This is a genomic window from Sphingobacterium sp. GQ94, assembly GCF_059758715.1.
In genome coordinates this window covers 191,572-206,203 of the sequence record NZ_JCAXEC010000003.1, presented here as the reverse complement: position 1 = coordinate 206,203, position 14,632 = coordinate 191,572, and the positions used below count along the sequence as shown (strand labels likewise).

The 14,632-nt window shown below is 37.2% G+C and carries 12 protein-coding genes; all 12 read right to left on the bottom strand.

Going from position 1 to position 14,632, the window contains the following annotated elements; genetic code table 11:
* Window positions 1-126 precede the first annotated feature (126 nt).
* Genes AC6CHH_RS04300 through AC6CHH_RS04245 form a run of 12 tightly spaced genes read right to left on the bottom strand, consistent with a single transcriptional unit; the run spans window position 127 to window position 14,601 of the window.
* Window positions 127-1,479, bottom strand: coding sequence for an alkaline phosphatase family protein (locus tag AC6CHH_RS04300; protein WP_498280088.1), 1,353 nt, complete (start codon window positions 1,477-1,479; stop codon window positions 127-129).
* A complete protein-coding gene (gene eboE, locus AC6CHH_RS04295) occupies window positions 1,479-2,696 on the bottom strand; it encodes a metabolite traffic protein EboE (protein WP_498280086.1) in 1,218 nt (405 codons plus the stop codon). Before eboE ends, AC6CHH_RS04300 begins: the two co-directional genes overlap by 1 nt.
* Window positions 2,683-3,864, bottom strand: a complete 1,182-nt coding sequence (locus AC6CHH_RS04290; protein WP_498280084.1) for a 3-dehydroquinate synthase — start codon at window positions 3,862-3,864, stop codon at window positions 2,683-2,685. The genes eboE and AC6CHH_RS04290 overlap by 14 nt, the downstream gene beginning before the upstream one ends.
* 16 nt (window positions 3,865-3,880) lie before the next feature.
* Entirely contained in the window at window positions 3,881-4,756 is an 876-nt protein-coding gene (gene eboC / locus AC6CHH_RS04285) for a UbiA-like protein EboC (RefSeq protein WP_498280082.1), read from the bottom strand.
* A 1-nt stretch (window position 4,757) separates the two neighbouring features.
* On the bottom strand, window positions 4,758-5,738 hold the full coding sequence (locus tag AC6CHH_RS04280) for a TatD family hydrolase (RefSeq protein WP_498280080.1): 981 nt from the start codon (window positions 5,736-5,738) through the stop codon (window positions 4,758-4,760).
* Window positions 5,723-6,523, bottom strand: a complete 801-nt coding sequence (locus AC6CHH_RS04275; RefSeq protein WP_498280078.1) for an EboA domain-containing protein — start codon at window positions 6,521-6,523, stop codon at window positions 5,723-5,725. The genes AC6CHH_RS04280 and AC6CHH_RS04275 overlap by 16 nt, the downstream gene beginning before the upstream one ends.
* Window positions 6,524-6,563: 40 nt before the next feature.
* A complete protein-coding gene (locus AC6CHH_RS04270; RefSeq protein ID WP_498280076.1) occupies window positions 6,564-7,352 on the bottom strand; it encodes a 3-keto-disaccharide hydrolase in 789 nt (262 codons plus the stop codon).
* A 19-nt stretch (window positions 7,353-7,371) separates the two neighbouring features.
* Window positions 7,372-8,529 (bottom strand): Gfo/Idh/MocA family protein, encoded by a 1,158-nt coding sequence (locus tag AC6CHH_RS04265; RefSeq protein ID WP_498280074.1) that lies wholly within the window; start codon window positions 8,527-8,529, stop codon window positions 7,372-7,374.
* Between the two features lie 13 nt (window positions 8,530-8,542).
* Window positions 8,543-9,580 carry a sugar phosphate isomerase/epimerase family protein gene (locus AC6CHH_RS04260; RefSeq protein WP_498280072.1) on the bottom strand — a complete coding sequence of 346 codons (1,038 nt, stop codon included), beginning with the start codon at window positions 9,578-9,580 and terminating at the stop codon, window positions 8,543-8,545.
* 24 nt (window positions 9,581-9,604) lie between these two features.
* On the bottom strand, window positions 9,605-10,819 hold the full coding sequence (locus AC6CHH_RS04255; protein WP_498280070.1) for a hypothetical protein: 1,215 nt from the start codon (window positions 10,817-10,819) through the stop codon (window positions 9,605-9,607).
* A 19-nt stretch (window positions 10,820-10,838) separates the two neighbouring features.
* The gene (locus AC6CHH_RS04250; protein WP_498280068.1) at window positions 10,839-11,903 is read right to left on the bottom strand and encodes an aldose 1-epimerase family protein; all 1,065 of its coding nucleotides are present in this window, start codon (window positions 11,901-11,903) and stop codon (window positions 10,839-10,841) included.
* Between the two features lie 7 nt (window positions 11,904-11,910).
* Entirely contained in the window at window positions 11,911-14,601 is a 2,691-nt protein-coding gene (locus tag AC6CHH_RS04245) for a c-type cytochrome (protein ID WP_498280066.1), read from the bottom strand.
* Between the last annotated feature and the right edge of the window lie 31 nt (window positions 14,602-14,632).

Sequence of the window (14,632 nt, the reverse complement as noted above, 5' to 3'; positions counted from 1 at the left end):
TGATAGATGCTGGCAAACAAGGGGAAGAATGCAAATTTGTTTATTACAAAAATGAGTTGATTGACTGGTTAAAAAAAACAGTACGATCAACTCATAATTTGGTTTACCCAAAATATTCAAAAACGCTTAGGCAAATATTCTATCCAATATTATTTGTTTAATATGGCAAGGGTCAACAGTAGCATCCTCAATATGTTCCTTTGTAATTAAAACTGGATAATATTGGGGTTCAATATCAATGCTTCCATGAGAGCCTTTTACTAAGTTGGCATCCAAAGGAATTATATCTAAAACTGCACGGAATCCAGCTTTTTTCATTAAAAGTTTAAAAATAGCTCTTGATTTGGAACTCATAAACATTTCTACAGGGTCATATCCGGGTTTTTTGTGGATATCAACCATACGGGCATAATCCGGAGCCAATTCATCATTCATCCAAAAATAATAGGTAAACCAGGAATCTTGATCACTTAATAACACTAAATCTCCAGATCGTTCATGCGCAATTCCATATTCTTTTTGTTCCTTTTTATCCAACACCTTACCAATCCCCTTAATCGTTTTTAAGAGGTCTTTAAGATGGTCTCTAACTTTTTCGGTTTTTGTGTATACATGGGCAATCTGATGGTCAGAAACTGCAAAAGCCGCTGAAGCTCCCGCATCTAGGAGTTCTAGACCTCTTTCAATTCGTATATCTAACAGACCTTCTTGACGCAAAATCCGATTAATGTGAATTGGGTTATTGACAGGTGAAATACCATATTCTGATAAAAGAATTACCTCTACATCTCTAGATTCAAAAAAATTCACAAGATTTTCAAGGAGCTGATCTATCTTGAGAAGCTCAGGTTTAATTTCCTCTCTATTAGGACCAAATTTTTGCAAGCAATAATCCAAGTGTGGCAGGTAAATTAAGTTCAATGTTGGCTGATGTGTTTCCTCCACATACATTGAGGCATCAGCTATCCATTTTGAGGATGCAATATTTGCATTCGGCCCCCAAAAACTAAAGAGGGGAAATGGTCCTAACTTTGCTGTTAACTCGTCCCTTAGCGTACTTGGAAAAGCATAACAATCCGGAATCTTACGACCATCTGCTAAATAATTAGGTCTAGGGGTTACCGAAAAATCAGTTTCATTGTACATGTTATACCACCAAAACATTTGAGCGCACGTAAAATCAGGATTAATCTTTTTTGCGGTAACCCAAATGTTTTCTCCAGAAACTAATTTATTAGATTGTTTCCAAAATTTTATCTCAGAATCTACATGATCATACCAGCCATTTCCCACTATCCCATGTTCACTTGGCAAAGATCCCGTTAAATAGCTCGTCTGAGTTGAAGTAGTTAAAGCCGGTAATACCGGTTTAATCTTCTTCAACTTATTCTTGGCTATATATTTTTTTATAAATGGTGTGTGATCACCAATAATTGAACTGGATAATCCAACTACGTCAATAACGGCAATTCTATTCATTAATCTTTTTTTAAATATTCAAGCATCCAATTAATTTCACGTGAAATTGAATCTTCAATTGGGATTTGTAATCCTTTTGGCAGCACATTCCAAGTGTACGTTTCAACTTCGATATGGGCTGTTCTAGCGCTTTGCTTTTGAAGATTCAATACGTCTAAAATATCCGATTGAGTTGAGGAAATCTTCCCGTAATTCTCCAAAAAAATAGGAACGTGGAAATGACTGCGCCATTCAATTTGGTTCAGATCAGTTAAATAAGGTAAGGCTTCCGAGAGATCACGATATTTTATAAGTTCGCTTTGGTTTGTTTTTGCAATAACTTGATGCAAATAAATAGGTTCATCAAATTCCTGAAGAATTGATTTTATTGCAATGCGTTCATCTATCGAGTTACGCAAATTAACCTTTAATGCCGAACTAACCTGGAATTTTCCAATGTTAATACCGTGACTTTCTATTTCTTGAATAATTTCTTGATGATTCTCGTATTCTAACGCAAAATGGCAAACATCATAACAAATACAGATATAACGGTTAATCAGGACCTGGATTTGCTGCTTATCTAAATTGTATTTTCTATTAAAATAAGAAATAGCTTCCGTAAGCAAATCATTTTGATACCATTCTATAAATTCCTTTCCATTTTCCAAAACCCCATCTGGCTCAGGCTCAATATCAAGGTGCATATAACAAGCAGTTTTTAACTCCTTTTGATAGAGGTAATCAGCAATTTCCACGATGTGCCTCGTCGCACTTGCTCTCATTTGCTGCCATTGGATAGATTTTTCATCAAACCAATAGCGATAAGACAATGGCGATGTAGAAATACCACCTTGTATACCATCCTTTAATAGAGTGCTAAGAATCTCAAATAGCTCTAATGTATACTCTAAACGCTCCCTTGTCGTCCAATCTGGAAAATGCACTTTATCTTTAACTCGATTAAGGTGAAAATCTCCAAAAGGGAATCCATTAAGGGTAAAAATATAAAGATCGTTATCTGTTAACCAATCGCTAAACTCCTTCAAGGTTGAAGCCTTCATCAATTCTTTGGCTCCCTTTGCTGACAATCTTAATCCTAATCCAAAGGATTGATTAGGTGAAACCGACTTTTTAATAGATGGCACAAATGCCTTGAGTTCCCGAAAATGATCCAACCAAGATTCTCCTCCATGGATATTGGTACAGTATGAAATATGTGTCTTAGCTAACTTCATGAAGACGTTTATAATCTTGCTGAAAAATTTTCAAAAAATTTAAACAGGTAAGGATCTTCTCAAAGTCCAATTCATGGTAATCCTTCCCTTTTCCTAAATCCTCCAACAATACAACAGTTAATCGACCTCCTAAATGCTCTTGAAAATCCAATAATCCTGACAGTAATAATTTCCTACTTTCAGTTGAATCAAGAATGGAATGGTAAATAGGCAGTCCCAGTTTGTGTATTAAATTAATAACGCGGACGGCCTGACTTTCCGTAATATTCCCAATTAAAAAAGAATAATATACATCAATAGCAAGTCCAATTGCAACGGCCTCACCATGCAATAATTTGAAATCAGTCATTTGTTCCAACTTATGGGCACTCCAATGTCCAAAATCCAATGGTCGTGAGGATCCTAATTCAAATGGATCTCCATTTCGAATATGAGTCAGGTGTAAGTCTGCACATCTAAAGATTAAATCTTTCATCTCGACAGAAGAACGTAAAGGCAATACAGTTGCTTTTTGCTCAATCCATTCAAAAAAAGATAAATCCTTTATTAAAGCAACTTTAATTGCCTCTGATATTCCCGCCAACCAAGAACGATCATCTAGGGTTTTCAAAAAATTGAAATCATTAAAAACAGCTACCGCTGGAGTAAAAGTTCCAATAAAATTCTTCTTTCCCTTGTAATTAATTGAATTCTTGACCCCAACACCTGAATCATTTTGTGATAAAACCGTGGTTGGAATTCTAATATGACGTATTCCTCGATGAGATATAGCTGCCGCATAACCCACTAAATCGAGTAAGGCACCCCCACCAATTCCTACTACATAAGAATGTCGATCTATTCCGTATTGATCAACAGCTTGAATAATTAGATCAAGGCATTCAGGTGAATTTTTACAGTACTCTCCTCCGGGAATTATTACAGGATCTAATACCAAATCAATGGAATCAAGCTCCATTAAATACCCTGAAATATCTTCTTTTAAATTTGGAAATTCCTTCCAGACAGATTCATCGATTATAAAAAGAATTCTTTGTTTAAAATTTGAATTAGAATTGGCAGACAAAAACTCTTTAAACAAACCATTTGAGGTTGAAAAAAGATTTTCTGTAAATAAGATATCATAAGTATAGTTTATGGCAAAACTTTGTTTCAATACGCGATTCATGAGAAATAATTTTATTTTAAGTTACTGCATATTTTTTAGCTAAAAAAATAGAAATTGGAAGAATTGCACAAATACAAATTGCTAACAATGAAAATCCTGAAAGTGCAATCCAACTTGCATTCATAAGTATTAAGGCCAATACCCCGGATTTTACCGCAGCACGAATATCATCCGTTTTTTGAGATTTAAGGGCCTTAAACAATGGTCGGAAAATCATAATAGCAAAAACAAAAATGAATGCAAAGGCATAAAAATGATCGCTTAAAAATGCACAGTATACCAAAGCCAAGACAACCAAAGAATATAAAAAGACAGAAACCAGCATGGCCGTTCGATTATTTCCATACACCTCGCCTCGACTGACGTTGGTTACAGAAGCAATATAGATAATTGGAACTATGGCTATATACCAATAAGATAATGCATTAGGAATGAAGGACACTCCTAACAACAAATTTAATCCCCTGCACGCTCCCATCACAAGAGGACCTAATATGTAATGATGCTTAGCTTTCCCATTATATAAAAGACACATCAGTACAATTGCTAACGAAATCAAAAAAACCGTTGAGTTTACGAAATAAGCTAAAATACAACCTAAACCAAATGCTGTGCTAGCCAATATAATCGCTGCTTTTTTTCTTACTTTAGCGGATGGTATTGGCCTTTCAGGACGCTCAATAGCATCCAATTTTGCATCAAATACATCATTAAAAACAATTCCACCCGTGTATAAAAACATGCTGGATAAACTGATGCACGCTAACAGCGAATAATCGGGAAGTCCTATTTGAAACAATAGACAAGCTATGGCCACTCCTGCTAAAACATCTGAAATTGCTGTAAGGACGTTTGAGGGTCTAATTAGCTGAATCCAAGCCTTAATTTGCATATTAGGATATAATAATAGAGCTTTTATCTAGCTTAGGTTGTTGACCTCCCCTAAGAATTGTATTTCCCTCAAATTTCTCATTTGGATCTGCATTTAAAGTTTCATTCAGCAAGTCCAATTCAATGTGTTTATTCAATTGAAATGCCTCAATAGCATTTGAATAAGTTGTTTTTTCAACATCTTCCCGACTGACTTGTTTTTGCAACATCAAGGCGGCTGTTTTAGGTACGGCAAGTGGATCACTAATTCCCCAGTCCGCGGCAGAATTTACCATGATTCGGTCTGAACCATAGGTTTTAACAATGTCTACCATTCTTTCATTTCCCATTTTGGTAAAAGGGTAAATCGTAAAGCCCGCCCAAAAACCTCTATCTAAGACTTCTTTTACGGTCTCTTCAGAATTATGATCAATGATAACCATAGAAGGATCTAAGCCATGTTCTAATGCGATATCCATGCTCCGGGTAGTCCCACGAGTTTTATCACGATGAGGTGTATGGACCTGAACAGGAATTTGAGCGATCTTTGCCAACTCTAATTGCGCCCTGTAATATTTTTCCTCGGCGGCAGTCTGATCATCAAAACCTATTTCTCCAATCCCCAAAACACCTTCTTTATAAATAAAATGGGAGAGTAAATCCATAACTTGTTCTGCTAAAGGTTCGTTATTTGCCTCTCTTGAATTTAATCCAATGGTGCAAAAATGTCTAATGCCAAATTGTGAGGCGCGGAATCTTTCCCAACCAATCAAACTACTATAATAATCTTTAAATGTATCCAGACCTGTACGCGGCTGACCAACCCAAAAAGCAGGTTCAACTACGACCAATACCCCGGCATCAAATAAGGCTTGGTAATCGTCTGTGGTTCTAGATACCATATGAATATGAGGATCAACAAATTTCATCCCCTTAATTATTTCCAAATCCAGTGGCATGGGTTTACCCATACTAGCAAAATCTCTATTTAATTCTGTGCACATACACTTTTGCTTTTAATATCATCTAACAGTCCTTCTGCCATTTCTGTTAGGTTATCTTGTTTAAATTTCTTAATATTCAGTAAAAATTCTTCCTGTATTGAAAATAGAATACTGCAAGCTCTCTTTGGCAAATGATCTTTAGCTAACAGCCATAATACAGGGTGAATTTCTCTTTTGGCCGAATCTCTTTCGTAAATATAGTCAACAACAGAGTCCGATAAAGATTGATTATTTTTTTCAAATAACCCATAAATATTTAAAACCTCTCTTGCTGTAAAAAAACTTTTTAAAACCATTTGGTTCCAAGCCTCTTTGCTCAGATATTGAAAGGGGTATCGGTTATTTTCAATAATAGCTTCTTGAACTAAGCCTATATTACTGCGAATTCCCTCTTGGCACCTGGCTTCCCACGATTTTGGATGATCCAAAATACTAAGAGCAGAATATAAAGCCACTAATTCCTGCATATCTGCATAGGCAAATAACTTGTCTATGAATTTACAATAAGAATCTTGCTCATCATTAATTAAACTTAATAACCACACTCTTGCTAACCGAAGAACACTCCAATTTTTAATAATAAGCACATCAGCATCCCCAATGGGGATGCTGATAATTTTCTCTCTATTTGTAACTGATATCTTACGGTTTAACGTAGAAAATAGGCGAACAAAATGTGTCTTATAATCTTGTTTAATTTGCTCGCTAGCCAATGCTAAATATGTTTTCTCTTCACTATTTAAATTTTGCATTAGCTGCTCTACCACTCTATCATTCAACTTCATAGCTTTTACTCTATCACTTTAGGCCTTCAATTTAAAAATATTATTTCAGAATTTTAATTTTCATCTCTTTATATTCTATTTTCATTGGCGGACCAACATGAACTTGCACGCCAATGAGCCCCCTTTCCTTGCGATTTACTTGGTCATTATCAACAACTTCGGAAATCAATTGCCCATTTACAAAATGTGACAATTTATTGCCTTTAGCCACAATTTCGATTTCATTCCAATCTTCAGCTTTTATTGCAGCTTTCAATTCAGCATCACTTGCAACAGTATCTGTTACTTGGAGCGTAGACCAAGCATTCCCTTTAGACTCACCTTTGTTTTGCTCGGTAGGGTTTGGGATTTGGGTTTGTTGACCACGGTAAGCTAAAGTTGTTCTGTTGCGCTCTTCATAATTTTGACCAGTGTAATTGTTTTTCCCATCAATATCTGCCTGGTAGCCCTTTAGAGCAAATGGAATTTCAGTATAACGCTCACTACGGTAATTTATACCACTATTGCCATTGGCAGAAATTCGGAATTGAGATTTTAAAATAAAATCACCAACATCCTCATTTTTCCAAATTAAGAAGGTATTATTTTTTAATGGTTCAGCATCCGCCTTTATCTCTCCAGTTAATACTCCATTTTTTACGTTCCAAATTAATGAATCTCCTTCCCAACCCGCTAAAGAGTTTGGGTCTAACATTGTAACAAAACCATCTTGTGAACTTGTTGAATCAGACTGGGTTTGGCTCTCAGTTTGTTTTGCATTGCCATTGCAGGAAGCCATTAATATAACTGCTGCAAGGCTAAAACAGCTGGATTTTATAATCTTGTTCATTATCTTATGCTTAAATTTATCAATCGTTCCAGTTCACTTCTGTATTTTCCCAACGTCTGTTTTTAGCAGAAGAAAGGACCGCTTCACATACTTTTTGCGTTTCGTAGGCATCTTTAAAGGTTGGGTGACATTCTTCTCCAGTTTCAATTGACTTTAGAAAATCAGCTACCTGATGGATAAACGAATGCTCATAACCAATAGATAAACCTGGAACCCACCATTTGCTCATGTAAGGTTGATCACCGTCGGTTACATGGATTGATCGCCAACCTCTCACTGTAGAATCATCAGCATTATCAAAGAATTCTAAGCGGTTCAAATCATGTAAATCCCAACGTAAGGAACCATGCTCACCATTAATTTCAAAAGTAAACAAGGCTTTGTGTCCCCTTGCATACCTTGTAGATTCAAATAAACCCAATGAACCATTTTCAAAATGGCAATGAAAAAGGCAAGCATCGTCTATTTTTACCTCTTCCATTTTACCGGTTTCCTCATGTAGCCTTTGCTTTACGAAAATCTCAGTCATGGAAGAAACATCTTTAATTCCTCCATTTAACCACATCGCTAAATCAATACAATGCGCCAATAGGTCACCTGTTACCCCAGATCCCGCAGCTTCGGCATCCATCCGCCAAAATGCAGCACCACCTTGTGGTAAATTTTCATTAATTGTCCAATCTTGAAGAAAATTGGTTCGATAATGAAAAATCTTTCCTAATTTACCACTATCAACAATCTGCTTTGCTAAAGTAACCGCTGGTAATCTGCGGTAGTTATACCAAATTGTATTTTTAACTTTAGCTTCATCAACAGCCTGGACCATTTCTTTTCCTTCATTCAATGTTCTGGACAAAGGTTTTTCGCATAGAACCATTTTCCCAGCTGCTGCTGCAGCGACAGCGATCTCTTTGTGCATATTATTAGGTGTACAGATATCAACCGCATCTATATCATCTCGATTAATTAATTGCCTCCAGTCAGTCTCATAGGATTCATATCCCCATTGCTCAGCAAATGCTTTTACTTTATCCTCGCTTCTAGAGCATACAGCCTTCAATATTGGTGTATATTCCAGTTCTGGAAAAAAATTACTGACTCTTCTATACCCATTGGAATGGGTTCTTCCCATAAATCCGCATCCAATTAATCCAATTCTTAATTCTTTTTTCTTCATAACAAATTAGCTTTTATTCTGACCAGCCATGGGAATCCCTAACTTTAATCATAGATTCTAAAATTGAATTCCAAGTTTGGGCTTCGTGCATTACCTGATTTGGGAACATGCAACCATCCCAACAAATGTGATTCAATTTATTGGTTAAATTGCCTTGTTCGTCTCTTAGCCAAAAACCTGCATCTTTAGCAATATTTAATCTACCATTTGGATCTGTTGGTAAACAATGTCTACCTGTTTTATCATGAGATCCAGAACCATACACCGTTCCATCATTTTGGGCAACATGAAAATCTATCATCCATGGACGCAATTTAGCCGTCAAGAATTTTAAACCTCTTTCAAGCTCTTCTCTGTCATCCCATTGAAAATCGGCTTTCAAAATACGATCTTCGGGAGCATTGTAACCCAAAAGGTATAAAAAAGTATGTGACATATCTGCTTGAAAACCGATATTATCGCGATCCACTAATTCCAGTGTATCCAACATGGCCTTCCAGCTATGCATCCCACCCCAACAAATCTCACCCTCTGCAGCCAATCTTTCTCCATATTCGGCAGCCACATCGCATGCTTTTCGAAAAGTTTCTGCAATTATCTTTGTGTTTTCCAAAGGATTTTTTGCCCATTCTTGGACACTTGTCGCGGAGTCTATTCGGATAACGTTCCCGGTTCTAATACCTTGTTTCCTTAGCTTATACCCCATCTCACTCGCCTTTTTTACAACAGAGACAAATTGATCTCTATCGTGTTGAGTTCCCATAGCCGATCCTCCATCGGGTGGCCAAATTGGCGCGACTAAAGTCCCTATTGCTAAACCATATCCCCCTACTTTATCTACCAAAGCGCTGATGTTATCATCCGAGGGGTCGAGTTTTACATGAGCCTCAAAAAGTCCTAAATCAACGCCATCAAATTTTACCCCATTAACATTTGCATTCGCCGTGCTCTCCAAAAGTTCATCTAGTGAAACAATTGGCTCATGGTCACCTTTACCGACAATGCCTGGCCAAGTAGCATTGTGCAATTTTGGAAAATTGTTCTTGCTCATATTTATCGTTTAAAATTTATGGAATTATTTTTTTATTTCTAAATCAGGATTGTTAGGTCCAAAATGTTTTAACATAACAATCGGATCAGTACTTGAATGATTATGAATAACTACCCCCGTTTTTGCCGCCTGATGAGAAACAAAATATTCATCGAAAGTTAATTGCCCGTACCGAATGGAAGCAGGAGTTTCCAGTGTCAAATCATTTAATTTTCCATATCCCTGCATCATAATTAAACCATATGCTGCATTATCTTTTATTGTAACGCTTTGTCCAGGATAAACTGTTAACTCTTTTGCACTGAAAGCTGTCGATTTATAACAAATCCATTTTTCATTGTATCCAGCTCTTTCCATCTCTTCCTCGGGATGAACTCCAATTGGACTCATAAATCTGTTTTGCATCATGTTGGGATCAACGTTCAAGTCCCAATCAATAATATCCATCAACGCATCATAATTTCCTTCATCCTGCTCGGGAACTCCTTTCCATAATAGTTCCTCAGGAATGATCGCCTCGTTCACCAAAGACTGATACATTGCAAAAACATCAGAGGCTTTCTGCGGTTCATAGGTACACAAACTTCCTGGAGCGTGCAATAATCCAGGAGGAACATCCCAACCAGTGCCTGGTTCTAAACGATAGGCTTGGGAATAGTTGGTTATTTTATTATCTCCTTTTGAAAAGTTCTCTAAGCATTCTTTTATTTTTTCCTTTGGTGTACCCGGAGCGATACCTATAAATGTATAAGGAAAATCTCCTCCGTGGTTATTCAATTGGGGAGGAAAATAATAGGCCTCAGGTTTACCTGCCTGACCAATTAACGCGGCCTTTTCGTCGTTATGATGGATATGGTGGGGTAATGGCCCCATGTTGTCAAAAAATTTAGAATACATAGGCCAAGCCTTATATTCATTCCATATTTCTTCACCGACTAGCCTGCCTTTCAAATGTTCAACACAATCCGATAAGAGAATTTGTTGCGTTTCTCCATTATCATCCTGGTAAACTACAAAACTTAAACCTTCAAATTCACCAGTTAAAGGACCATTTTTAGCTGGTGTTGTCGAAGATAACCAACGTTCATCAATCCCCCCTCTTTCTCCCCCTAGAACATAATAATCATCTGGATGCAACTTAATTCTTCGACCTGGCACACAAAATGACCTAGGTACCCAGGTCGGAGCAAGTCTGAATATTCCTTTACCTTGTTCAAAAGCTTTTTCTATATTTTCCATCAAAAAAATTTTATAGGTTTTACATGTTATTTACAAATTCCTGAATAGCTTCAGGTTGATTTATTATTGATAAAGAAAGATTGTATACTTTCTTTTCATCCGGTTTCAGAACGATAAGCTCTTTTCTTTCACGCATCTCTCGCTGTCCTAAGGGTGGATTTGTACCAGGCTCCAATCCAGTAACATATTCACCTTTCCCCCAATGTTGCCAATTGGTTAGCCAAGGTAGTTGTTCGTTAATGAAAGCTAGTTTTACAGCAAAACCTAGGTTTTCATTAAATATACCACAATTACTCTTACCTTCATTGTCACAATTTGGTTTGATAAAGACGGCTTCTTCTCCGGAACCTCTGTGATCTTCCCTAGGTTCCTGGCAAGTCTTGAAATCATTCCCTTCTTTAAATATTTTATTTGCCAGACCACTTTCTCTTGGTTGCCACTGACCCTGCCAAAGTAATTTTGTTCCTCCATCAATTAACGGCCATCCAAAATTAAAATGATATAAGATCATATGGGGAGAATCAATATTACCGATATTCTGAACTTGGTCATCAATGTATACGGTTGGGTCTCCTAAATAACATCGAATAGTACGTGTCAATTCTAAAATCTGTCCTAAAGGATGTCCTTGAATCATTTTCCCTGTAATCGACATCTCTAAATCACCATTCGCTGGATCAGGTTGCTTGATTTGGACAATTTCAGCGGGTGTATTACTAATTAGATCATGTAATCCCCTGGTGCCAAATTCATCTTTTTCAGGTCCGCCAACGTGACTAAGTCCGCAGGTCACCAACAAACCACCTGAAAACGTACGTAGCCAATCTGTTCCTTTGTCCGAGAACGGTTGTGCCGAGGTGACTCCCAACTTGCTAATCCAACTCAAACTGTATTGGCCAAAATAAGCATCGGCAATATCCATAGCGCGGTCGATGACAACTTTAAATCGAAAACCTGTACCGGTATTGATCCAAGCAATACGGGTACCTCTGCCCTTTCCATTGTCTAAGACAGAGGTTTCAATGCCACCGACTTGTGCCAAATTAGACACTTTATTCAACCAATCTTTCTTTGAAAAATCCACTAGTATATTATTTTTTGTCTTTTTTATACACGTCACTATTTTCGTTTCCACCGGCCATTAAATAAGCCATTAGATCTGAAAGCTCATCAGCACTCAAAACATTTAAAGTGCCTGGAGGCATGATCGATACTTCGGACACCTTGATGTCTTGAACTTGTTTTTTTGGAATTTTAATCGTGAGTTGTGGGGCATACGGATTCTGAGAAATAATATAATCTTTCTCATCTTCGCCCATCAGCCTACCCATTTGTTTTGTTCCATTATCTAAGTGAAATACTTTTGATTCATACTGATCTGAAACTACTTTGCTAGGTTCAATAAGTGCTTCTAACATGTCTTTCTTAGAGAACCGTGTTCCAAGTTGCGTTAAATCTGGACCAACAGAACCACCCTCCCCTTTCATCGTATGACAAGATGCACATTTCAATGCCACAAATAATTCATCTCCACGTTTGAAATTGCGTATTCCCTGATTTATTTCAATGTATTTTAATGCCGTATCTATTTTCCAATTTCTGCCTGGACCTTTCGCACCTACAACATTTTCGGCCAATCTATTTCCAGCTTGGTTAACTAGGGAATCTCCTGATATTTCACCAAAATGCGCTCTTTTATCCACTGGTACTTTTTCTAATGCAATCTTTCTGGCTTTATCAATAAATCCGATGTAACTATTCCCGCCTTTGTATCCAAACCCTTTATAGAACCATTTAAAATATTGTTCCTGCAATTCAGGTGTCCAACCTTGAGTTGCGGTACTCAACATCGTCGCCAAATAAATCTGTTGAGCAGGAGGAATATTAGCTAACATGTTTGCAATATCTAAACCATACTGTGGATTCCTCAAAATCAAATTCGATGAACTCATAAAATTGGAAGAACTAGTTGAATCATCTTTGGCCGTATATAACATTTCGATCGTACTATTGACAATCTTAGGATCTCCAATGGCAACTAAAACTTTTCCCACAGAACGATTGATCAAATTAATTTTTGAAGGATATAATCCAGAAAACCGTTTGATCAATACCTCACTCTGAGCTAATGATGGTTTCCCCATTCTAGAGATCGTCACTTCATACACCCGCATCAGATTTAATAACATAGCCGGCGGAAGCTTATCTATTTCAATGGTTCCAAGTTTAGCATACATTAGACCTTGTAGTGAAGGGTCTCCATTTCTAGCCAAGGCCATCATCGCTTCGGTTAAGCGAACAACATTTTTTTCTTTAAAAACTAAATCTTTCCATGAATCTAATGGTTGATGCTCGATCGCAACACGTGCTGCATAACGAATAAATCGATCCTGGTGACCTAGATATTCCCACATTTTTTCGGCAGTTCCAGCAGCTGATGGTTTATGAAACTTCTCAATTTCTCTACGCAAAGCGATGTCTTTTGATATTTTCTTCGATCCTGGATTAGCATTTTCTTTAATATCCTGATGTCCTTTATAATAAACTCGATATAAATCGGATTCCAATCTTCTGCCCCCAGTAAGAAAATATAGAGCACCGTCCGGACCTATTTCACCATCGGTTAATGGAAGTGGCGAACCCGAGATAAATTCCTCAGCCGTTGCTTGATAACTTGCCCCTTTTGGATCCAGACGAACGGAATAAATAATTCCAAAACTCCAATCAAACGCCAATAAACTATTTTTGTATTTTTCTGGAAACTTAGCCTGACTAGCATAAAGCAAATTAGTCGGAGATCCCTGTCCGATATTTAAGACTGCAGGAAGGTTATCCAAGTAAGCAGGATCCCATTTGCCATTCCCGGTTCTCCATCCATATTCACTTCCACTTGTAACGTGATTAATTCTGGTAGGTCTATACCAAGGCATTCCGAAATCCCATTCCATATCTGAATCATATGTGAATAATTCGCCTTCATCATTAAAGGCAATATCAAACGGGTTTCTATATCCTGAACTAATTAATTCCCAATGCTTCCCCTCAGCGTCTGTTTTGGCAATCCATCCCCCTGGTTCTTTACGGTCGGTAGCATGGCCTTGTGGGTCCAAAATATGAGGAAACAAATTATCGTGTTTCCAATTCGGAGGAAGACGGTAAGCATCCATCTTTGGTAGATCAGTATGATTTCCAGCAACGATATAAAGGGCAGAATCCGGCCCTTGTATAATGCTGTGTGGTCCATGTTCACCCTCTCCGTTTAGAGCTAGTAATTGGGTGATTTTATCTAATTTATCATCTTTATCAGTATCTTCTAAACGGTATAACCCACTTCCTTTTGAGAGCTGATCGTTTGGAAAATGGTTAACAACAACATACAAACTATTGTTAGCCCAAAGCAACCCTTGTGCAAAACCAATCCCTACCTTCTTTGAACTTGTATCCGCTGGATTCCCTTTTGGAAAATCAATTGGTTCAATTTTTGGTTTTACTGTACTATCCGAACCAATCGGGGGCAATTCTATACGAAATAGACCGCCATATTGATCTGATGTAATCATTCTACCTTTATCATCAAAAGTCATAGAAACCCAAGAACCTTTTTCATTATCCGACGGACTATAAATATGATCAATTGCAAATCCTTCTGGTAAAACGATTTTTTTTGTTTTGGGATTATTATCCTCTACGACCTCTTTTTTTTCAGGGTTATTACATGATCCTACCGATATGAGCAGAACCATGGAGAATAAAAACATGTGTACATTTTTGATTTTTCTCATTTTGGTTAATATAAGTTGTTATACTGTTTTG